General features: G+C 67.7%; 13 protein-coding genes and 2 pseudogenes. 5 read left to right on the forward strand and 10 right to left on the reverse strand.

Annotated elements, in window-relative coordinates:
- The first annotated feature begins 82 nt into the window (after positions 1-82).
- Positions 83-900, forward strand: a pseudogene (locus SCNRRL3882_RS00285) (IS5 family transposase).
- 132 nt (positions 901-1,032) lie between these two features.
- On the opposite strand, the gene SCNRRL3882_RS00290 reads toward SCNRRL3882_RS00285, so the two are convergent.
- Positions 1,033-4,431: an NACHT domain-containing protein gene (locus SCNRRL3882_RS00290; RefSeq protein ID WP_158688433.1), complete on the reverse strand. Its 3,399-nt coding sequence runs from the start codon at positions 4,429-4,431 to the stop codon at positions 1,033-1,035.
- Between the two features lie 81 nt (positions 4,432-4,512).
- Positions 4,513-4,701: pseudogene (locus SCNRRL3882_RS42510) on the reverse strand (helix-turn-helix domain-containing protein); the annotation flags it as partial.
- 669 nt (positions 4,702-5,370) lie between these two features.
- Between SCNRRL3882_RS42510 and SCNRRL3882_RS00300 the strand changes: the two are divergent.
- The gene (locus SCNRRL3882_RS00300) at positions 5,371-6,198 is read left to right on the forward strand and encodes a hypothetical protein (RefSeq protein WP_010042663.1); all 828 of its coding nucleotides are present in this window, start codon (positions 5,371-5,373) and stop codon (positions 6,196-6,198) included.
- A 682-nt stretch (positions 6,199-6,880) separates the two neighbouring features.
- Here SCNRRL3882_RS00300 and SCNRRL3882_RS00305 read toward each other — a convergent pair.
- The 8 genes from SCNRRL3882_RS00305 to SCNRRL3882_RS00340 all read right to left on the reverse strand — a co-directional run bounded on the left by SCNRRL3882_RS00305 (position 6,881) and on the right by SCNRRL3882_RS00340 (position 17,715).
- Positions 6,881-7,693: an ATP-binding protein gene (locus SCNRRL3882_RS00305; RefSeq protein ID WP_010042661.1), complete on the reverse strand. Its 813-nt coding sequence runs from the start codon at positions 7,691-7,693 to the stop codon at positions 6,881-6,883.
- Positions 7,690-9,237, reverse strand: coding sequence for a Mu transposase C-terminal domain-containing protein (locus tag SCNRRL3882_RS00310; protein ID WP_010042657.1), 1,548 nt, complete (start codon positions 9,235-9,237; stop codon positions 7,690-7,692). Before SCNRRL3882_RS00310 ends, SCNRRL3882_RS00305 begins: the two co-directional genes overlap by 4 nt.
- A 24-nt stretch (positions 9,238-9,261) precedes the next feature.
- Positions 9,262-9,906 (reverse strand): type I-E CRISPR-associated protein Cas6/Cse3/CasE, encoded by a 645-nt coding sequence (gene cas6e, locus SCNRRL3882_RS00315; protein ID WP_010042656.1) that lies wholly within the window; start codon positions 9,904-9,906, stop codon positions 9,262-9,264.
- A complete protein-coding gene (cas5e, locus tag SCNRRL3882_RS00320) occupies positions 9,903-10,712 on the reverse strand; it encodes a type I-E CRISPR-associated protein Cas5/CasD (RefSeq protein ID WP_010042654.1) in 810 nt (269 codons plus the stop codon). The genes cas6e and cas5e overlap by 4 nt, the downstream gene beginning before the upstream one ends.
- Positions 10,709-11,872, reverse strand: a complete 1,164-nt coding sequence (gene cas7e / locus SCNRRL3882_RS00325) for a type I-E CRISPR-associated protein Cas7/Cse4/CasC (RefSeq protein ID WP_010042652.1) — start codon at positions 11,870-11,872, stop codon at positions 10,709-10,711. The genes cas5e and cas7e overlap by 4 nt, the downstream gene beginning before the upstream one ends.
- Before the next feature lie 263 nt (positions 11,873-12,135).
- A complete protein-coding gene (gene casB, locus SCNRRL3882_RS00330; RefSeq protein ID WP_010042650.1) occupies positions 12,136-12,777 on the reverse strand; it encodes a type I-E CRISPR-associated protein Cse2/CasB in 642 nt (213 codons plus the stop codon).
- A complete protein-coding gene (gene casA, locus SCNRRL3882_RS00335; RefSeq protein ID WP_010042648.1) occupies positions 12,777-14,315 on the reverse strand; it encodes a type I-E CRISPR-associated protein Cse1/CasA in 1,539 nt (512 codons plus the stop codon). The genes casB and casA overlap by 1 nt, the downstream gene beginning before the upstream one ends.
- Before the next feature lie 331 nt (positions 14,316-14,646).
- Positions 14,647-17,715, reverse strand: coding sequence for a CRISPR-associated endonuclease Cas3'' (locus tag SCNRRL3882_RS00340; protein ID WP_231911013.1), 3,069 nt, complete (start codon positions 17,713-17,715; stop codon positions 14,647-14,649).
- Between the two features lie 1,217 nt (positions 17,716-18,932).
- Between SCNRRL3882_RS00340 and SCNRRL3882_RS00345 the strand changes: the two genes are divergently transcribed.
- The 3 genes from SCNRRL3882_RS00345 (at position 18,933) to SCNRRL3882_RS40610 (ending at position 21,173) form a co-directional block, all read left to right on the forward strand.
- Positions 18,933-19,787, forward strand: a complete 855-nt coding sequence (locus tag SCNRRL3882_RS00345; RefSeq protein ID WP_040903500.1) for an IS5 family transposase — start codon at positions 18,933-18,935, stop codon at positions 19,785-19,787.
- A gap of 769 nt (positions 19,788-20,556) precedes the next feature.
- Positions 20,557-20,889 carry a DEAD/DEAH box helicase gene (locus SCNRRL3882_RS00355; protein WP_078602885.1) on the forward strand — a complete coding sequence of 111 codons (333 nt, stop codon included), beginning with the start codon at positions 20,557-20,559 and terminating at the stop codon, positions 20,887-20,889.
- Positions 20,877-21,173 carry a hypothetical protein gene (locus tag SCNRRL3882_RS40610; protein ID WP_158688432.1) on the forward strand — a complete coding sequence of 99 codons (297 nt, stop codon included), beginning with the start codon at positions 20,877-20,879 and terminating at the stop codon, positions 21,171-21,173. Before SCNRRL3882_RS00355 ends, SCNRRL3882_RS40610 begins: the two co-directional genes overlap by 13 nt.
- The last annotated feature ends 426 nt before the right edge of the window (positions 21,174-21,599 follow it).

Consider the following 21,599-nt stretch of genomic DNA (forward strand, 5'->3'; position numbering starts at 1 on the left):
CACCACGACCGACAGCGTACTCAGCCAAATGAGATGAACTTTTAGACCGTGTCCTACGTAGTGAGGGCTCGTTGAGCCATGTATGGGGCGGGGTACGTGGAGTTGGATTGTTCCGGACGGGCTGTGGGAGATCGCGAGGCCGCTGATCCCGCCATCTCGAGTGCGGCCGCAGGGCGGCGGAACGCAGGACACGCCTGATGAGACGCTGTTCGCGGCCATCGTCTACGTCCTGGTCAGCGGCTGCGCCTGGCGTCAACTGCCGCCGTGCTTCGGCATATCGAAGTCGACGGCTCACCGCCGCTTCTTGATCTGGTCGAGAGCCGGTGTCTGGGGGCGGCTGCACGAGGCCGTGCTGCACCTGCTCGACGACGCCGGCCTCATCGATGTCACCCGCGTCGTCCTCGACACCGCCCACGTCCGCGCTAAAAGAGGGGCGAACACACAGGTCCGAGCCCCGTGGACCGCGGCAAGCCGGGTTCCAAGATGCACGTCCTGTCGGACGCGAACGGACTGCCCCTCCTCGTCGGCGTCTCGGCCGGCAACACCCACGACAGCGAAGGGCTGAAGCCCATGATCGAGGGTCACCAAACGAGACACGACCCCGATCGCGGCCGCCACTTCAAGCCCTAGCGCCTCCACGCGGACAAAGCCTACGACCGCGCCGACCTGCGGAAATGGTTACACGGCAAACGCATCGGAGTACGGATCGCGCGCAAAGGCATCGAGTCCAGCGAACGATTGGGCCGCCGCCGCTGGGTCATCGAGCGGACGATGTCCTGGCTGTCCGGCTACCGACGTCTGAGCCCTCGCTACGAGCGCGATCCCCGCAACTACCTGGCATTTCTCGGCCCCGCCGCCGCCCTCTGCTGCTACAAACGACTCGTCCGCCTCACCACGTAGGACACGGTCTTAAGGTCCTCTCACGACAGCAGGGTATGTAGATAGTCCTGGGCTTTTGTGCCCGGTCCTTGTACTTCGTCGATGAGCAGGATGCGTGGCTCGGCTTCGAGTGCGCCGTAGATCTGCTGGTCGCTACGGGCGCCGGTGTGACGTGGAGTGCCAGGTGCTTCGGATCCGCTCTAGCTCGGCGAGCAGGCTTTCGCTGTGGAGGATGGAGCGGAGCCAGCTGATGTCTGTGGGGCGGAGCCTGAGGAGTCCGTCGGGCGGGATTGCTTTCAGCAGCGGCTCTGCGTGTTCAGCAAGCCAATCATCGGCGTCGAGGTCTCGTGCGAGGCGCAGAAGGTCGATGACGGTGTGTGCTGGCCTGTTTGCCGCCGGAACTTGCTGGAGCAGTTCTAGGGCGGTGGTGAGTACGGTGGTGGCGGCCGGGCGTTCGACAGCGCTCCAGGTGGCTGTCGTGCCGGCTTCGATGAGCAGGCATTGAAGCCGCTGTAGGGGGCCGGCCCCGTCGAGGGCCGAGGCTCGGGGGCCGAAGCGGGCGGTGACAGCCTTGAGCTGGCTATGTGGGGCCTCTGGGTGTCCGATGAGGGCTTGGGCGCACTGGGCGAGTGTCAGCCAGGTGCTGGCCTGCAGGCCGTGGGAGCCGGTCGCGCGCAAGGATGTGAGCTGGTCTAGGACGTCTGCGGTGGTGCGAGCGGGCTGGTGTGGGAGGGCGTGGAGGAGGAGGCGGGCGAGGATGTCCGCTGCTGTCGTGCGCTCCTGTGCGGGCAGGGCGTTGAGGAGGTCGACTAGTGCTTGTGGGGCGGCGAAGGCGGTAGGGGTGAGTGGGTGGAGCAGGGTGAGGAGGGCGTGTGCGGCAGAGTGGGTGCGTTTCTTGTCGGTGACGTGGTAGGTCTCGAGCGCGGTCGGCAGGTGCTGGGCCAGCGGGGTCACGGCGTGCAGGACGTGCAGTGTGCCGATGTCGTGTGTGAGGGCCGCGGCCCTGTAAAGATCCAGGAGATTCGTTGGCGTGTGGTGCCGGTAAGGGTTGACGTGCGGGAGTGAAGGTTGGGGGTACGCGGGCCAGTCAAGGCAATCTGTGCGGTTGGCGGGTATGAGCCGTACCCGCACGTCGGGGTCGCGAGTATGCGGGTCTGTGCACGGCTCAGTGGTGAGGGTGCCGGTCAGGACGGCCCAGGAGGTGTCGCTGAGCTGGGATCGCCACAGCATGCTCTGGCGTCGCCAGGTGTCGAGAGGGTCGTGCGCGTCGAAGAGGCGGGAGATGCACACGGGGCCGCCCGCGAGCACGGTCAGCAGGAGCAGGTTGACGCTGTAGATGGCCTCTCGTTCGCTGCGGCGGGCGGGGAAGGGCTCGTAGGTCCGCCGGTTGGCTCGGGGAATGTCGTCGAGGGCTGCTTTGAGCAGGTGGATCAGCAGGGCGGTGAGCTGGTCGCGCTGCGGTTGGCTGAGAGAGTTGATCAGGTCTGTGAGGTTGCGTATGACTTCGGCCCGGTCGATGAGCGGCACATGGGATAGCAGAGCATGCAGGCGGTCGTCATTGGTGACAGCGGTGGAGTGAGGGGGGTCGGCGTGCAGGAGTTTCTTGAGTTCGTCGGTGATGAGACGGGCCGTGAGGTATTCGCCGAAGGTGGCGTGCAGGAATTCGTAGGAGTGTCTGTGCTGGCCAGTGACGACGGCTTGGGCTTCGTGGATGAAGAAGAAGCGGCCGAAGAGCAGTGGTGAGGGGGCGATGCCGGCATTGAGAAGAGCGGTCTGGTCGGCGTGAGCTTCGGACGCTGTGATGCCCTGGCGCCGCCGGTTGAACATGCCGATAGCGATCACGGCGAGGCGTTGCAGTTCGTGTTCCACAGCAGCGGCTTGTGCTGCGAACGACTGGGCGCCGTGGTGTTTGGCGACTTGGCGGCGGGTGAATTCGGTCAGCAGCCTCTCGTACAGGCCGATCCGTCCGATGTCTTCGCCCGTGAGCTGGTGCAGTGCGTTCGAGGAAGCGTCGTAGAGGGCGAGCATCAGCAGGAGAAGAGGCTGGCTGATGAGGTCGCCGTGTGGCTGCAATACGTCGGGGTCCAGGGGTTGCAGGCCGTGCGCGGTGAAGTGGCGGCGGTTGGTGGTGTTCCAGGCCTGTACCCAGTGTTTGATGCGGTCGTCGTCGAAAGGCTCCAGGCGGATGACGGTGCTCAGGCGGGGGGTGGGGGCCTGGTCTGCGACGACGGTGCGGCTGGTGACGACCGCGATGGTGGGGCGGCCCATTTCGTACTCGCGTTGTTGGAAGTCGGCGAGGTTGTGCAGGTAATTGGAGTAGCGGGTGTGGTCGGCCGCAGCGGCTTGGAGGAGTTCGTCGAAGCCGTCCAGGACCACGACCCGGGCCGTTCCTGGGTCGGTGGCCTTAGGCCAGGGGGTGTCCTGGCCGGTGGAGCGTTTGAGGGATTCTTCGAGCTGTTCCTGGACGTCTGAATCCGCGGAGATGTGACGTAACTCGACGCGCTGGCAGAAGAACTCTGCCTCAGGCAGTCGTGCGGCGAGAAGCTTGGTCAGCAGCGATTTCCCTGAGCCTGGGTGGCCGAGGATGACCAGGGGGGCGCTGATGGCGTGGGTGGTGAGGAGGTGGGCTGCGAGGAACTCGCCGAGGTCTTCGCGCACGGGCTGCGTGAGCCACCAGTCGTCGCTGGCCAGATGCCGGCCGCTGGAATGCTCGTGTGCCAGGCGGAAAGCCGGGTCGACGTAGCCGCTCTGCAGGGTGGGCATCACCAGGCCGGCTTCGTCGGTGTCAGCGATGGGATCGCGTAACAGTCGCCTGTAGCGGTGGGCGGGGGCGGGGTCGGCGGCGAACTGGTCGAGCCAGTGCGACAGTGGCCGCAGTCCATACCTGGGTCCGGGCTGCTGATACCCCTGCTCGGCAATCTCGGGCGGGTCTTCGGTGGCGGAGGTCAGGCGAAGCTCGGCGCAATCCCATGTAGCCGCGGCCATGAGCGCTTCGTAGCGCTGCCAGGCCTGATCGGCCAGGTCTTCGGGGTGCTGGTCCTGAGGGCTGCCTTCGCCGTGCACGATGCCGGCAGCGTAGGTGTAGGCGGCGGTGATCTCTTGGCGTAGTTCGCCGGCGTCCCTGAACCGGTTTGTGCCGAGGATTACCTGCTCGAGTTCGGCGACGATCTGTGTGGTGATGTCTCCCTGCATGTAGCCGAGTTCGGGCCCGTAGTGGATTCCGGAGCCGGCCACGGCGTCACAGAATGCGGTGATCAGGACGGCCCGGTCGGCTGCGGCCAGGAGAGCGGTACGCGCGATGCCGTGACTGGAGCGGACTCGGTCGCCGAATCCCTCCAGCACCGCAGGCAGGCCATCGGTGGCCGCGCCGCTCAGGGTGAGGGGTTCCAGCAGTTCGGCCGCGAGTCCCTTGAAGTCCTCCCGGCCGGCGACCAGTACGTCGATAGCGCTGGCGAAGTCGTCCGGAACCTCGTCCGGTTCTCGTGGCGGGGACGGTAATCGGTCGAGGCGAGGGCGCTGCTCCCTGCGCGGCTCCTCGGCGCTGATCTCCATCTCGTGATGGCGAAGCCGCCACCACGAGAGGTCGAGACTGATTCCTGCAGGGACACTCGTCCTACGGCTTGCGCAGTACTCCACAATGCGCGCCACGTCGTCCCAGGCCGGCGGGGTGGCACGCTGCCCATTAAGGAGAGCCGAGACAGCGCCGTTGCTGCGGTGAAGCGCTCGGGCCACATCGCTCTGGGCGATGCCGCATTCGCGCACCAGACGCCGCAGCTGTCGGCAGAAACTCACTACCGCCTGGGGCGGCTCCCCCGCTGCCATCACTCACCCAATCCTTCAGCCCGATTCACCCCGACTCTTCCCAGCGTAGGGTCTGACCTGCACCAATCACTCTGGGATTTAGGACTATTCAGCGTCGGACCAGTCAGGCCGTAGGCACCGTCACTGTCGGAGGCGCACAGACCACCGTCTACGTGAGGAGTTACGGTGTTGTGGATCTCCGGCAGCCTTCCCGTCCTGATGCTCGCTGTCTTTGTCTGCCTGTTCGTCGGCGTTGTGCTGCCAGCCGTATGGTCAGCGCAGCCTGCACGCCGCCGAGCGGCCGCGGCCGTTCTTGCCCAGATTTTGGCCGTGGTGCCAGGCAGCCGTCGACCGCCCGGCACCGGCGGGCCCGGAGAGAGTGAAGGCCCAGACCCGGCCGCGCCGCGGTCAGCCGTGGGCGGCCGGTAGCACTCCAGGAAATGGTCGTCCGCCTCGCACACTGGGCGCTGACGGTCGAAGAGGCCACTCAGCATATCCACGGCGACCAGCAGCGCTTCCTCGGCGCCACGGGACTTCCTCAGTGATCGCAGCCTCAGGACCTTCACAGCACCTGTTTCTCGCGGCCGGCTGGAGGCTGAGCGGCCGCAGTTTGGAAAGTCGGAAGGAACTGTGGGCACAGGAGGCCACTGGTGGGGGCCTCCGGGGGCCACGCAGTAAAAGGGTGTCGTCATGCCTCTCATGCAGCCTTTCGCTTCCGACTGGGACCGCCCGTCCTCGCAGGGCTCCGAACAGTGGAACTGGCTAGCGGTCGAAATAGCCGAGATCCGGCGGTGCGCCGAGGCAGGCGACCAAGCACACGACCGCCTAGCCCTCATCCTCTTCGACCATCTGGTCGAGGTGATCATCAGCCGTGAGGTCAACGCCCAACTAGCCTTCCAGCTCCCCGACAGCATCATCGAGGAGATGCGGGAGTTTCGTGACAGCGGAGGGCAGCTCGACGAACAACTGCGCCAATTGATCGACCAGCATGTAGGCCCGGACCGGCGGGCGAAGATGGACAACCATCTGGACCAGAAGACCAGGTTCCTGAAGCAGAGGGGTGTGCTGACAGATCACGAACGCGACGTACTCGACCGGCTGCACGAATACCGCAACGCGGCCTACCACCGCGACACCCTGGAACCGGACCTGATCTCAGACCTCGTGCTGGCCTACCGGGTGCTAGCGGACGACCTCCTCAGCCGGCACAAACCGATCGCCTGGACCATGGCGTCCTCAGACGCCGCCCCCATCGTGACGCCACAACAGCTTCGGGGCCTCCTGACCGAAGGTGTCGACATCGATCTCACATCGATGGCCCATCGGTTCCACGACCACGCCGCGAAGCGAGTCCAGGCCATCTCTGAGGCCGTCGCTATCGCCCAGCAACTCCTTAGCTTCAAGGATTCCGATGAAACGAACGCGGCACCCCCAGATGACGACATGGCCCGTATGCTACCGGCCTCAGTGACACAGCCAAACGCCTGGCGCCTTGGACGAGGCAGGCAGAGAGCCTAAAGTCCAAGAGCTCGTCACTCACCGGCCTGATGGTCCCCTTCCTCAACCTGGACCGAGCCCTTAGCCGTATCGAACCGTCTGTCAAACGCCTCGACATGATTCTGGACTGGTGGGAACAGCGTCGGATCGATGACCTCCGAGGCAAGTAGCGCCATGCCCTGAAGCACACACGGCCCGGCTGCGGTGGCCCCGCCGCGGAGGGCACTACCGATACACCGCCGCCCCCGCACCTCCAGTGCCAGCGCGCAGGAATCGGGCGCCCGATGCTGCCGACCGACACACCCGTTTAGACCGCAGCAAGCAGACCGCCGAGAGTCGTCTAAGCCCCGGACAGCAGCAATTCCTGACCCACCTCAGAATCGCCCCGGATCCGCGGATGTCGGCCGCCAGGAACGCGGAACCGGCGACTACCTCTCCCCCAGCACGACGGCTTCTCCTCGGGCTGCCGACTCGCACACATAAGACTTCTCGGTTCCGCATCATTGAGGATATTGGCGATACATCCCCTTGTGTCACTGAACTGGCAGAACATCACCTCTTCGCTGATCTGCCGCTGTCTCTCATACACGCTGACAGCAGGCTCCGATGGTCGGGCGGGGCGGACTCCCGCGCGCCAGGCTCCTGGTTCGTCGTGTGGGCCCGTGCGCACGCGGTTGGTCGCCCCAGATGAGGACCGCTGCGGTCATCTGTGTTGCGGGGTGTGGCGGGTGGTGGGGTCGATGCGGCTGAGTACCCAGCGGATGAGGTCCTTGCTGAGAGTCAGGTCGGGGTTCTCCTCGAGGACGTCGTGGAGGAGGAGGGTGATCCTTGCCCAGTTTCTGAACGATCCGTGGCCCGCCATGTCGTCGGTGTAGAGGATCAGTTCGGGCTGCGCTTCGGCCCAGATCTGCTGGTAGGCGGGGATGATGGACTGGACTTCGGTGGGGGTGAGGGGGCTGAACTGGTACCAGTCGAGGATGCGGGAGTGCAGGGCGGGGTTGTTGAGGATCTTCTGCCGGGCGTTGCCGCTGCCGACGAGGATGATGGGGGCGCGGCGTGCGTCGTCGCCCCACAGGGTGCGGAAGTACTCCAGGGCTTTGGTTCCGAGACCTTGCACTTCGTCGATGAGCAGGATGCGTGGCTCGGCTTCGAGTGCGTCGTGGATCTGCTGGTCGCAGGGGCCGACGGATTGCGGGGGCTGTCCCGGCAGGTCGAGGCGGCGCCAGAGTTGGGTGCGGACTTCGTTCATGTTGGCGCCGTTGTTGTAGCGCAGCCGTACGGTGGTTTCGGGGGCGTGGCGGCGTAGGACGGTGTGGACGGCGAAGGTTTTGCCGAGGCCGACGTGTCCGTGGATGCAGACCAGGGCGTTGTGCTTGATGGCTTTGAGGATGCGGGTTTCGGTTTCGGCTATGGCTTTGGTGGCCATGGCGTTGGCTCCGGTGAGGCCCAGGTAGTGGTCCTGGCTGGGTGGTGGGAGCTGGCTGGGGCGGGGCGTGGTGGTGGGGGTGGAGTTCACGGCTGGTCCTTGGGGTGTGTGGTCGGGTGGGGGGCGGGGTTGAGGGGGCGGGTGAGTGCGGCGTCGGGTTCGGGCAGCTGGATGAGGTCGGGCAGTGCTTGTTCGGCCGGGGTGAAGCCGTCGAGGGTGCGCAGGTGCTCGAGGGCCTCTTCCTCGGGCATGACGTCTAGGGGGATGGGTGGGGTGGGGCGGGTTGCGGCCGCGTAGCGTTGGTTGCGGTTCTTCTCGGCCCTTTTGAGCTGGGCGCGCAGGCGGTCGGCTTCGCGGCGACGGGCTTGTTTGAGGCTGAGGGTTTGTTCCCGTGTGGCTTGTTGGGTCATGACGGCGGCGCCGAGGTGGCGGCCGGTGTGCGGGTCGTAGAGCTCGACGCGGTGGTTGTGGTGCGGGAGGTAGCGCAGGTGCACTTGCTCGCCGACGCGGCCGTGCATCCAGTCGGCGATGTAGTTGCGCTTGCGCCAGCGGACGCCGTGGTTGTTGATGGTCAGGGGTCTGCCGTGGCGTTCGAGGGTGTAGGTGTGGAGGTCTTCGGCTGTGACGGTGTCGATGAGTGCGGGGTCGGCGTCCCAGGCCTGGCGGGGGGTGCGGCCTTCCAGGCCCTTGAGGGTGTTCTCGTGGTTCCAGTGGTGGACCCAGGTGAGGACCTGTTCGACGAACGCTTCGAAGTGAAGCAGGGGCTGGTCGGGGTCGACGGGCTTGTTGCCGCGCAGGGTGGGGGCGTGGGTGTAGCCGGGCATGCCGGCGCACAGAGTCTTATTGATGGCCCCGTTGACTGCTTCGACGTTGCCTTTGCCTTCGGGAGTGAAGGGAGGCAGGGCGATGATTTCGGTTCCCAGCACGCCGAGTGCTTCTGTGACGGTGGCGCACAGGAATTCTTTGCCGCCGTCGACGCGCAGGTAGGTGGGGATGCCGCCGAACGGGCCGTGGTGTTCGTCGATGAGGATGGCGTCGCGGATGGCGACGAGGACGCCTTCGCGGCTGGGGCGTTGTGGGCTGATGGCGAGGCCGCAGATGGCTGAGGTGGCGCAGTCGACGAAGAAGGTGATCCATGGTTTGCGGATGTGGCCTTCGATGCGGACTTTGACGCTGGCTTCGACGTGGTCGGTCTCCCATGCGTAGTTGCGGTGGTGGCGTTGGCGTTCGCCGGCTACGTCGAAGCGCCGGCGGGCCTTCTCGCCGGCGCGGAGGCCGGCCCGCATCCCGGGGGTGAGGGCTTTGTTCGTGGCACGGTGGAACGTGGCCAGGGAGGGAACGGGGTGGCCTTCGGCGCGTAGTTCCCTCCAGGCGGCGGTGGCGTTGCCGCGCCAGCGGGCCACGGCGTCAAGCATGGGTGGGGTCAGGACGAAGCCGGTACGGCCTGAGGGTTGGTAGGTGCCGTGGTTGGCGCGTGCGTTGGCGAGCCAGCGGTCGACGGTGCGGGGGTCGACGCCGAAGGCGTCGGCGACGCCGATGATCCGGGTGCGCGTGAGCCGCTCTGACTGTTGAAGGGTGTAAAGCCGGTGGACCGCGGCTGCGCGTAGGGCGTTGAGGTCGGGCGGGTGTGGCATCCGGGGGTGTGCTTCCTGGTCGGGTCAGGCGGGGGCGAGGGAGAGAAGTCCGGCTCCGTAGCTTTTCGCCCGGCCGATGCCGTTCTTCAGGGCGTGGGTGAGGTGGGTGGTGTCGGTGATGCGGGCGAGGCCGTCGAACTGGGTCAGCGTGAAGTAGGGGGCCGAGCGTGTGATGCGGGTGCGGGGAAAGGGGCGTGGGCTACAGGAGACGGTGACGGGTTCGAGTCCGGCGGCGGTGGCGCGGCGTTGCCACCAGGCGATGGCGTCGTCGCCGGTTAGGTGGGTGATCTTGCCGCGTCGTTTGCCGGTGACGGGGTGGGGGGTGGGGTTGCCTGCGGAGCGGGCGACGGTGGGGGCGGCGGTGATGCGGTAGCGCATGGTGCGCCCCGGGGTGAGGGCGTTCAGCAGGGGGGTGAGGTCGAGGGTGCGGGCGGTGCCGTAGCGGGTGGGCAGGGCGGTCAGGTCAGGGGTGTGCGCCGTCTGCACGAGCAGGACGGGGTCGGTTCCGGGTTCGGCGCGGAACAGTAAGCCGGCGGTGGCCCGAGGGGTGGGGCCGATGTGGTCGGGGACCAAGCGCATGAGGGTTTTGTGGAGGCTGTCGACGTCGGCGAGGTCGGCTTTGGCCGCAGGGTGGCGGGGGTCGAGGACGAGGCGGGTGAGGCTGGTCATGCGATTTCTCCGTGCATGTACGCGGCGAGGGCGTCAATCGGTCGGGGGCCTGCATAGAGGTGGGCGGGTAGGGGTTCGGTGGTCATCCACAGCGGGCGTGGTAGGTGGCGGCGGGCGTGGCGGGTGAGGTTGACGGGTTCGCTGGTGCTTTCCCGGTCGGGTGGGGTGGTGGGGTCGGCGCCGGGGGGTGGGTGTTCCCAGACGAAGGTGGTGGGCAGGTGTGTGTCGCCGGGGTTGGGGGGCGGGGTGCGGGTGAGGGGGGTGCGGGTGAGGAGTTCTTGGACGGGGTCGGGGCTGTCGGGGTTGAGGAGGAGGGGTTCGTCGGGTAGGCAGGCGCGGCGGCCGAGGAACAGTCCGAAGCGGGGCCGTTCGAGGGTTTCGGCGATGTGGGCGGTGAGCAGGGCGGGTCCGGTGACGGCGACGGTGAAGACGGCGCCGGTGAGGGAGTCGCGGTGGGAGACGAGGGTGGAGGCGGCAGGTTTTCGCCGGGTGCCGTCGCCGGTGCGCAGGCGCTGCTCGCGGGGGCGGCCGCCGCCGACGGTGTGGAAGTCGCGGTAGGGGGTGCCGGGCTGGTCGATGCGGACGGTGAGGGTCAAATCGCGGTGGCTGGGGGCGGTGGTGTCGCCGGGGGCCTGGAGGTGGGGGTAGGGGTCGAGGGCGTGTTCGCGCGGGCGTCCCTGGGCGGCGGCGAACATGCCGATGAGGGAGGAGCGGGTGGGGAAGGCGCAGGTGTCGCGGTAGTGGAAGACGCCGCGTTCGCCGAAGGACTGCAGCAGGCCTGCCAGGCGCAGGACGAGGCCGCTCACGGCCGGCCCGCGGGGGTGAGGTCGGCGGTCGCGGCGGCGGCGCAGGCGGCGGCGAGGTCGTCGAAGGACGTGTGGCGGTTGCCGAGGTCTTTGATGGGCTTGGTAGGGGTGCCGGCGTGTCCGTGTGCGAGGAGGTGGCGGGTGCCGAGCAGGCGGGTGATGGTGGCGGCGTAGTCGGCGAGCACCTGGCGGGCGGGAGCGGTGTAGCCGCCCTGGGGGGCTGCGGCGACGGGCTGTTCGAAGGCGGCGCCGTAGGAGACGGAGCGGCGGTCGCGGACGGCGTAGTGGACGAGGTCGGGGACGGTGTGCGGTGCGGTGGAGGTCTTCTTGCCTGAGGGCATGCTCAGGATGAAGTGCTGGACGAAGAGCTCGACGAGGGTGTTGACCGTGGCGGCGGTGGCGGCGGGGCCGAGGTTCGCGTGGAGGTCGGTGATGTTGATGGTCGCGAAACGGTAGAAGCAGCCGGTGGTCAGGAACGCGGTCTGAAGGTGGGCGCTGCCGGGGTCACCGTCTTGGGGCAGGTCCTCCACTGCGGTGAAGAAGTCGGGCTGCGGGTCGCTTTGATGTGTGGAGAAGGCGGGGGCCATCTGCACGGCTGCTTCGACGTGGCCGGCGGGCAGTTCGGCGAGCATCCGGCCGAACAGGTTGATGCTCGTGGTGCGGCGGGTCAGGTGGGCAGCGAGGTCCTTGGCGGGCAGGACCGGCGCGATCTTCTTCTTGGGGGTGTGGGCGGCGAGTGCTTCCTCAAGTGCCGTGCGGTGCTTTTCGCACAGGGTGACGAGGTCGTCGATGACGTCCGTCGGGAGGTAGAGCATGGCCTGGGTGCGGTAGCCCTCCTGGTCGTTGTGCTGCAGGCCGTCCTTCTTCGCCGAGTGGACGATCTGGGCCGCCGCGAACGCGGCGAGTTCCTCGGGCCACTTCGCTTCCTGCAGCTTCCGGGCGACCAGGGGCGGCACCATGCGGGTGCGGGCGGCGTGCTCGCCCAGGTCCTGTTCGACGTTGAGGCGGATGGGCCGCTTCCACGCCTGGGGCGAGACGAAGGCCCTCGTCGCGTTACCGAACGAGATGGTCTTGGGTTCGTTGTCGGCGTCGCGGTTGAGGTTCGCCGCGGTCACGGGCTGCAGGACGTGCAGGTCGAGGAAGCGTGCCGGGATGTACATGAAGAAGGGCTCTTTCGCGGTAGGGGCGGCGGGCATGCCGCTGGTGCAGCCCACGGACGGGACTGCCGGACAAAAGGAAGAGGGGTCGGCGCGGTGTTCGTTGGCCGGTAAGTGTCGCGCCGTGGGGTGGTGTTGTGGCCGTGCGGGCGCCGGGTTGAGCAGACCGCTGCGCACACGCTCACGTCGGCGGGTGCTGTAGAGGGGACGGCCGCAGCTGACTCTTGATCGTGCGGGCGCGGGCTCGGGCGCGGCCGATGAGTGCTTCAGGTGCGCCGGGGTTGGGGGGCGGCGAGGTAGAAGGCGTCGCGCCAGCGCAGTCCGACCTGGTCACGACGGTAGGTGCGCTGCACCAGGTCGTGGAGAAGGACTGCCCAGTCGGGGGTGATGCCGTCCTTCAGCAGCCGCGTGATGGGTGCGGGCAGCCGACGGTGGAGTTGATCGTCACTGAGGCGGGTCAGGACGTGCAGGAGGCTCTCGGTGCGCTCAGCTGCGTGGCCTGCCCGGCGTACGGCGGCTGCGAGGGTGGCGCCGAGGTTGGGCCGGGCGAACCAGGCCGCCGGGTCCGGCTCGGCTGGTGGCAGCTGGGGCTCGGCAGGGGCGATGAGGAGGTGGCCGGCGAGGCTGTCCTCGGTGCTGAGCAGGCCGGGGCCGTCATCGGGGCGGACGCCCGGAGTGTGGGACTGGGGTCCGGCCATCGCGATGAGGCTTGCGACGGTGTAGTAGGCGCGGCGTCCTTGGCGGTGCGCGGTGCGCCTGGACAGGTAGCGGTCCATGGGGGCGCATTCCTCCACGGGCCGGCCTCTGCCTCGGCTGAGGCGGACGCGGACCCCGGGTTCGGCGCACAGGAGGTGGATGTGGGCGACGAACGCGTCGCAGGAGGCGCGGTGTTCGGCTGCGGTGGGCATCAGGCGGCCTTCTGGGGTGGGGCGGGCCGGCGGTAGAGGTCCCTGACGGCGTGGGCGACGGCGCGGGCCGCCGAGGTGTGACGGATCCGAGCGGCTTCGGTGATCTCGCGCAGAGCGGCCGCGGCGGCGTCGGCGAAGGCGGTGCAGGCTGTGGTGTCGGGCTCCTGCACAAGACGCCAGAACACCTTCTCGGCCTTGGGCCAGTACCGGGTCAGTGCCCTGTGCGCCCAGGAGGGCTGTGTGGTGCGGCTGTGGGTGGCAGTGTTCCAGGCTTGCTTGGCGACGGTCGCCAGCCGCTGTGCGATGTGTTCGGCTTCCCGGCAGCACTCGGCGATGCGCTGGGCTTTGACCGGGTCGTGTTCCTGGGTGAAGTTCAGCAGGGGCGGGGTGATGGCGGTGTACCACTGCCGGTCGATCACCTTGCCGTCCTGGTCGAATCCGTGGACGCGGGTCCGCAGGCTGCGTCGCACGGGTTCGGGGAGGTCGTTGAGGGTGTCGAAGATGGCCGGCCGGCGGTGTGTGCCGTGTTCGTCCGGGGCTAGGAGCAGTGTCTCCAGCTCCCGCCACCAGGCGCGGGATGCGTCGGCGCGGTGGAGGGTGCGGCGCCGGGCGACGTTCTTGCGTTCGGGGGTGATGCGGTAGGCGAGGTAGGGGTCGGTGGTGAGGGGCTTGGGCTGCTGGGTGGACCAGGTGATGTAGGCGTCGGTGACGGTGGTGCCGTCGTGGCCGGGCACGAGGAGGATCGCGTGCCGGCTCAGGCCGGTCAGTTGCCGGCCGGGCCAGGTCATCGCACGGCCGGTGGCCTGCGGACTGGGTGGTGTGGCTTCTTCCCAGGGGCAGGCGTCCGCGCCTGGTGGCTGGTCGTCGCCGGTGAAGGCGGGCACACCGGCCAGGAGCGTTTCGTGCAGGGTGCGGCCCAGAGGGTGGAAGGACACGCTGGAGCGCAAAGGGCCGCTGGTCTGCTTTCTGCTGGTGACACCGTTCAGGGTGCGGGGGGTTCCGGTGCCGGACCGCCCGTAGTAGTGGTGGATGAGCAGGATCTGCAGGGCCTCGGCGGTGGGGACGGGCTCAGTACTGTGGTGGCCGTGCGGGCTGAACCAGTCGAGGTTGTTGCCGGCGGGACGCCCGGGCACGAAGGCGTTGATGCCGGTTGGGTGGTCGCACTGGTCGCGCAGCGCGGGGTCTTGCAGCCAGGGATGGATGGGGTGGAAGGCGTCCCAGGTGTGCTGGTCGAAGTAGGCGTGGACGGCGTCCGGGTCGAAGCGGCCTTCAGCCAGGCGGCTGCGGCGCAGCGCGTTCCATTGGGAGGCGGTGAGCTCGGGGTCGTCGAGGCCGGTGATGCGGGCTGTGATGGCGGCCGCGATCCGCAGGAGCGCTGAGGCTGCCGGCGGGTGGGGCAGGGCTAGATCGTCGATGCGGTGGGCATTCAGGAACAGGCCTCGCAGGCCCACTTGGTCGTAGCTGTAGCCGGTGCGGACGTCGATCCAAGGGTTGTCGGCCGCGCTGAACGTGGTGGTGGAAGGGGGTAATGGGGACAAGGGCGCGTCTTTCGAGGACTGAGGAAGCTGAAGGTGCGGTGACGGGCGGCGGCGGGTTCTGTGGGTGCGGCCGGCCAGGACCAGGGTGGTGATCCCCTGTGGTCTGTTGCTGTTGAAGCAAGGCAGTACGTGGGGCGTTTGGCCAAGTGCTGTGCAGGGGCCACCAACAGCGCCCTTGTGGGGCAGGGGAATGGTGTGCGAGGTACGGCCAGGGGTTCGAAGAGCTGCGAACACAGCGAATCATGCCGCTGCCGCGTCTCACGACCGGTGAGAAAGTCCGACGATCAAGTAATGGCGTGATACTTCCGGCGCCGGGCTTCACGCAGTGTGATTACTGCTGTTTGCGGTGCTGGAGGCCGAGTTCTTCATCCATGCGGAGCCAGTGCTGGCCGAAACGATGTTCACTCTCACGGGCTACGGAGTCGGTGGGCAGCAGCACGATGTCGGCGAGCAGGGGGTGCTGCTTCCAGCTGGCGGGCGGCTGGTGCCCGGCGGATGCGCGCGCGACCCAGGCGGCCGGGACCGGTAGCGAGTGCTCGAGGATGCCGCGCAGGTGACGGGGGCTGAGGTGTTCTTGGTCCGGGATCGGAAGCAGGCCTGCCGCGTCGAGCGTGAGGGTGCCGTCGGCGCTGCGGTGGCAGGGCAGCAGCCGGCGGGGCAGGAGGCCGGGCCGGGTGGCTGCCTGGGCGGTGGTGAGGTGCTGGCGGTGCAGGTCGGCCAGGGAGGAAACCCGTTTGGCCGGGGGCACCAGGTGGATTGCGCTGAGCTGCTCCTGTCGGGTGGTGCGGGCCTGGTGCGTGGCGGCCATCTGCTGCAGGCGCGTCGTCTGGGCCGCGAAATGGGAGGTGACGCCGTGGACGTGTTCGACGAGCGCCTGGACAGCGTCGGGGACGACGAGCGGTTCCGTCTCCAGGGCTGGCAGGAGCCGGGCGGTTTCATGGAGGGCGACAGCGGGCTCGACCGTGTCCCAGCCGGGCGGCAGGGCGGTCGCCCCGAAGGAGTTGACCGGGTGCAGCACTGTCAGTGTCGGGCTGGTGCCAGCGTTCCACCAGGCGGGCCGGCGGTTCTGCCCGCTCCACAGGTGCGTGAAGCGGCCCAGGCGGCCCAGACGCTGCAGGAGGCGTGCCACGGAGGCGAGGTCGCTGACCATCAGGTCGACATCGACGTCGAGACTCACGTCGAGGAGGCTGGTGGTGACGATCACGCGCCGGGCCGGGCGCGGACCCGTTGGCCCCAACTGGTGGCGGAGATCTTCCAGTGTGCTCTGCCGTCGCCGGCCCCTCACCCGGGCGTGGAGGAGGACCAGGTCCTCGCCACGGCCGGTCCAGATGCGGCGCAGGTAGGCGTAGGTGTCCTGCGCGTCGGCGACGGTCGCGCACACCACGGCCGCGCATCCGCCGCGGCGGATGACCGGCTGGAGGACGTCGGCGATCACAGCCAGGCGCTCCCCCGCCTCGACCGCACGGCCGGCCTGCCCGAGGGGCTGGTAGATGACCTTGCGGACGCGGATGTGAGCATTCCTGCGCTGGGCGGCCCGCTGCTCATGGCGGGCCGGCTCGGACATGCGGTGGGCGGTGGCGGTCGCCGCGTCCGCGAACAGCCACCCGGGGTAGCCGGGAGCGAACGACACAGCGTGCAGACCGGTTCGGCCGGCTCCCCACAGGTAGGCCCGCACCAGCTCGGTGGCGGTGGGCGCGGGCATCGTCGCCGACAACAGGACGACCGGGCAGTTCATCGCTCCCAGCCACTGCAGCAGGCGCAGAAGCTGAAGCTGGCTGAACGCATCCAGTGCGTGGGCTTCGTCGACCACGACCGTCTTGCCCGTCAGGGCCAGCATGCGCAGCGCGCTGTGGCGGACGGGCAGGACTGCCATCTGCGCCTGGTCGGTGGTGGAGACGGTGTACTGGGCCAGGAGCGCGTTGTCCCGTCCTCGCAGCCACCCATCGGGCCCCGCGACGCCCGGACCGTACTCCCTCTCGTCGTCGATGTCGTCTTGGTGGTCGGCGAACGGGTCATCGGGCGGTCCGCCCAGGACGGAGGTGTCCGCCGGGGACAGGAGACGGCCGGTGTATGCCTCGTTGAGGTCACTGTGGTGGTGCACCAGCGTCACCGGCGCGTACTCGGGCCGGTGGCCGCGCACATACCGGTCAAGGACCTCGTAGGCCTGGTCCGCGGCGGCCGTCGCCGGCAGCAGCCACATCACCCCCTGGGTTCCGCTGTGCTCGTTGAAGATCCGCGCCATCTCCAGCGCGGCCACGCTCTTGCCCGTGCCCATCGCGTCCGTGACCACCGCGATACCACTCCCCCGCTCGGCGACCAGGCGCGGAAACTCCTCCATCACGGAAGCCTGCAGAGCGTTCGGTTCCTTAAGCGCCGGGTGGGCGGTGGTGAACGGGATACGGTCCAGCGCGAAGCGGGCAAGGCCGAGCCGCTCGACCTCCTCCTCGGCCTGCCGGCGGGCACGGCTGTGGTGCTCGGCAGCACCGAAAGACGGTGTGTCCGCGTTGGGCACCCAGTACCGGCGCTGGCTCGCGATGCGGTCAGCGACCATCGTCAGCCCCGTGATCAGCACCGCAGCCTCCACCGACATCGCCTTCGGAGCTTCGTCGACGCCGAACAGGTGCCACAGCAACCGGACATAGCGGCGGCGCAGCTCCTGCCACTCGGGCCCGCCCAGCGTGGCCTGCACTCGCTGCGCGGACGCCGCCCCGTCGACATCGAGCTGGAGAAACCGGCCGTGATGCCCGCCCAGACACTGAGCAGCACGCACGGCGGGACTGTCGTTGCCGCCCACGGCAAAGCCCAGCTCGCCCAGCAGATGCAGACCCACATGCATTGACGCACGCGCGTGCGGCACGTGCACCACCTGGCCCGCATCCGCCGGCAGCTCCTCCCCCAACCGCACATACGCCACCGGCTCGAGAGCCTGGAAATACGGAGTCAGCTTCCCGATGTCATGCATGCCCGCCAGGAAACACACCCCCGAACGCGCCTGCTCCTGCGGCATGTCGAGCCCGGCGCTGATGACCCTGCGCTGACTCGGGGTCAGGAATCGGTCCCACAGCACCCCCGCCACCGCCCCCACATCGATCAAGTGGAACAGCAGCGAATACACCCTCAGCGTCGCCCGATCGAACTTCCCCCACGGACGGAGGTCAACACCGTCGTAACGCCCATCCTCAACAACTCCCATCCCCTGACGCTGCCACCCCCGCGGACCTTCCGAAAACATGATCACCAGAAAGACGGAACATCTACACCCGCGTCCAGCCCGTATGGCATCATCCCCCTGGAGCACGAGCAAATCCCAGACAACCTGCCTCAAAAGGACCGGGTCAAAGCCCGCGCGAGCGAGAGTGACCCAGATTTTGTGGAGCCCGTCGGCGAGCCGTGCACGCATCCGCTCGGCGTGGTGGAGTCCGCGCGAGCGGGAGTGACTCGACGGTGATCGTCTTCGACGACTGCACCACCGAGCAACGCCCGCGCGAGCGGGAGTGACCCGTGGTCAAAGGCCTGCGGAGCCCCGCGAGCGGACTCGGAGCATCACCGTGTTCCACAGAGTGCCTTGCCGAAGAGCGTCCGAACGGGCGAGACTCAGGGCCGGGAACTGGGCAATGCGAGGGCAGGACCCCGCGCGAGCGGGAGTGACTCGGCGGCGCGAGAGTGGTTCACGTCGGCCTGGATGTAAAGCCCGCGCGAGCGGGAGCGACTCGGCGGCCGACAGGCCGTCCGACCAGTCCTTCTTGAAGGACCCGCGTGAGCGGGAGTGACCCGACGTCGTGCCCACGCGAGTGGGAGTGACCCACACTCCAGCGTGCACGAGGCGGCAGTGATCGGGGAGAGCCCGCATGAGCGGGGTGACTGCTGACTCTCACTTCCGTGCCGTGCACGATTCTCATGCAAAGTCGTCTGAGTGATGTCGGTAACCCGCTAGTTGCAGAGGCATCATGGGATTGCTTCAGACACAACATGAGAACTGTTGGTGCAGGCATCTGAGAATCGCCAGCCCGCGCGAGCGGGAGTGACTCGTAGGTCAGGGCGGCGAGTTGGGCGAGGCGGGGGGTAGGACCCGCAGGAGCGGAAGTGACTCGGCACATGGTCTCCTCCAAAGCCAGAGGCGTGTGCAGAGTCCGCGCCAGCGGGAGTGACCCGGCCTGCTGTGCCTGGCTCGGGCCCCTCGTCGCATGAAGATACGCGAGTGAGGGCGACTGGCACCTGCGGTTAGACCGCGTGAGCGGGGGCGACTCCTTCCACTGCGGCTCACTGGTGGCCACCTGCCGGCAACGCCAGGGTGAGCTGTGTGACCGGATGCAGTCCCTGCTGAGACGGCGCCCTCGGACGCCCGCCTGTGCCGCTCCGGCCCAACCCCAGCGGGAGCGGGGATGACCCCACGCCTTAGGTGCAGCCCGGCCGAAGGCGGACCTGACGCCCGCGGAAGCGGGAGTGCGTCGGCGAGGTATACCCGCTTCGTTTCGATGATGAGGTGGGCCTATCCAGGCAGGAGTGACTCGACTTTGCCTCGGTCGACGACGATTGTCTTAGAGGGCATCTGATCTAGATAGTGGGTGTTCTGGGATGTTTGTGTGACCGGTGGTGCTGGCGGTCGTTGCACCGTGTGTGAGTGCTCGCCGTTCGTACCGCAGTGATGTGTCCGATGCCCGCTGGGCTCTGATCGAGCCGGTCTTCACCGCCTGGCGGGCGAGACGGACTGGCCCCGGTACGGCGGTCCGGGTGCACGACCTGCGAGAGATCGTCAACGCGATCCTCTACGTCAACCGCACCGGCATCCCATGGGAGTACCTGCCTCATGACTTCCCGCCGTACAAGACCGTCTACGACTACTACTACGCAAAGTGGGAAGCGGACGGCACGACCCAGCAGGTCCACGACCTGTTACGTGACAAGACCCGCCGAGCCCACGGCCGCAGTGCCGATCCGACTGCGGCCGTGGTCGACGCCCAGAGCGTGAAGACCTCGGCAAACGTGGCCGAGACCAGCCAGGGCATCGACGCCGGCAAGAAGATCAAAGGACGCAAACGGCACCTGATCACCGACACGCTCGGTCTCGTGCTGGCCGTCCTCATCACTGCCGCGAACGTGCACGAGACCACCGGCGGCAAGCTCCTGCTCGACGACGTGGCCGCGAACTACCCCAGTGTCTCCAAGGTCTGGGCCGACGGCGGATACCAGAACAGCATCTTCAATCACGGTGCCCTGCTCGGCATCGACGTGGAGGTGGTGCAGCGGCCTCGAGCCAGGGGGTTCGAGCCGCTGCCAAAACGCTGGGTGATCGAGCGGACCTTCGGCTGGCTGATGCAGCACCGCCGCCTGGCCCGGGACTACGAAGCCCTGCCCCAGAGATCCCGAGCAATGATCCACTGGGCGATGGCTAACAAAATGTCCCGCGAACTGACGGGAGAATCTACGCCTACCTGGCGAATCGAAACGGACATGACCGCCACAACAGCCTGAACGGTGATCAGACGCTCTCTTAGGGCGGAGCCCGCGCGAGCGGGAGTGACTCGGCATAGCCGTCGTCGATTCGGTGGAAGTAAGGCCGCGCAAGCGGGAGTGACCCCTCGCAGAGCCCGCCCCACGATCTGCAGCAGCTCGTAGCGCCCGCGAGCGGGAGTGACCCGTAGCTTGTGTGATGTATGGTCGGCCCGCACTGTGAGGCCCGCGGCAGCGGGAGTAACCCGTCGGCCGGGATGCGAATGTTGTCATGGATCGCATAGAGCCCGCGCGAGCGGGGGTGATACGGCCTCGGCCTCCTTCACCATGTGGTGGAACACTTGGTGTCTGCGCGAGCGGGAGTGGCTCAGGGTGCTCGGTGATGCGCTAGCTGTGCTCGGCCCCGCGTACTTGGCCCGCGCGAGCGGGAGTGCCGCGGCCGCGCGCGACTGGTTTACCTCGGCCTCGATATAGAACCCGCGCAAGCGGGAGTGATACGCCAGTGAGCCAGACCTCGGAGTCCGGGGTGCAGGTAGAGCCCGCATGAGCGGAGTGACTCGGACTCCAGCGCGCACGAGGCAGCAGCAATCGGGAAGAGCCTGCGCGAGCGGGCGGCCCCACCCCCAGTACCGGCGCAGCTTGGCGACCAGGTCGTGCGCGTCCTCGGTGCGGCGGTCGACCTCCAGCAGCAGTTGTTGCCAGCGGCCCGACATGCTGCAGTACTTTGAGAAGCCGAGCAACGGGGATAGATGCTGAGCTCTTGTCAGCTCAGCGGCGGGAACGGAGTGCAGTGGCCTTCAAGCTCAATTCCGCCGATGCGGCCATGCCGGATGACCCGGTTGACCTGTATCGGATTCTTGCCCTGACGAATCGTGGGCCTGAATTCGTGTGGGGAAACCAGCAGGATGTCCTTCGGGACTGGCACGAGAAGAAGTCAGACGCGTCAGACGTAGCAATTGAGCTGCCGACCGGGGCGGGTAAAACTCTTGTCGGAGGCCTGATTGGCGAGTACCAGCGCCGCAAGTACGGCGAACGTGTCGCCTACCTCTGTCCCACTCGGCAATTGGCGCGGCAGACGGCAGCAAAGTTCGACGAGTATGGGATCCAAACGTGCTGCTCGTGAATCGCGTGAAAACATGGAATCCAGCCCACCAGGCGCGGTACGAGGCAGGGGAAGCCGTCGCCGTCAGCGTCTACAGTCATGTCTTCAACTCGAATCCGGCTCTCGACAATGCTGGCATGCTCGTCCTGGACGACGCTCACGCGGCCGAGGGGCATGTGGCCAGTCCGTGGAGTCTCGCCATCTCCCGCAAGACCGAGGAGAGTGCGTACCTTGACAGCCGGGCCGAGCAAGCGCTGCCATCACAGTGGCTGCCCCTGCTGAAAACGACCCCGATCAAGGGGTAGTGAAACGGCACGCGGGTCCCTCAGGCCGACGGGCTCGAGGGACCCGCGTCCGCACCGGCTCCCAGCCAGCAGCCTTGTAGGCAGGACGTGCAGTCCGCCCCGCGCTAGATTGACCAGGTCAGAGAGGGCAACGCCCGCGCCAGCGGGAATGACTCGGACGTCACAGAGGCACACAAGAGGCCTCGCGCGTAGCGCCCGTGCGAGCGGGGGTGACTCGATCCCCCAGCAGGTCACTGACGTCACACACAGGTCCGCCCCGCGCGAGCGGGGGTGACCCGTTGGCGCACTGGGCTAGACAGGAACGGAGGGCGTAGCCGCCCACGCGCGAGAGAGCCCGGGCAGCGAGGTATTCGCCCTACACATGGACGGTAAGCCCGCGCGAGCGGGAGTGACCCACACTCCAGCGCGCACGAGGCGGCAGTGATC

It is taken from the genome of Streptomyces chartreusis NRRL 3882 (assembly GCF_900236475.1).
GTDB lineage: Bacteria > Actinomycetota > Actinomycetes > Streptomycetales > Streptomycetaceae > Streptomyces > Streptomyces chartreusis_D.

Bases quoted from the DNA above. Each gene is read 5' to 3' on its own strand.
- SCNRRL3882_RS00300 (WP_010042663.1), top strand. From the start codon at position 5,371: ATGCCTCTCATGCAGCCTTTCGCTTCCGACTGGGACCGCCCGTCCTCG.
- SCNRRL3882_RS00290 (WP_158688433.1), bottom strand. From the start codon at position 4,431: ATGGAGATCAGCGCCGAGGAGCCGCGCAGGGAGCAGCGCCCTCGCCTC.
- cas7e (WP_010042652.1), bottom strand. From the start codon at position 11,872: ATGTACATCCCGGCACGCTTCCTCGACCTGCACGTCCTGCAGCCCGTG.
- casB (WP_010042650.1), bottom strand. From the start codon at position 12,777: ATGCCCACCGCAGCCGAACACCGCGCCTCCTGCGACGCGTTCGTCGCC.
- SCNRRL3882_RS00340 (WP_231911013.1), bottom strand. From the start codon at position 17,715: ATGCGTGCACGGCTCGCCGACGGGCTCCACAAAATCTGGGTCACTCTC.
- cas6e (WP_010042656.1), bottom strand. From the start codon at position 9,906: ATGACCAGCCTCACCCGCCTCGTCCTCGACCCCCGCCACCCTGCGGCC.
- SCNRRL3882_RS00310 (WP_010042657.1), bottom strand. From the start codon at position 9,237: ATGCCACACCCGCCCGACCTCAACGCCCTACGCGCAGCCGCGGTCCAC.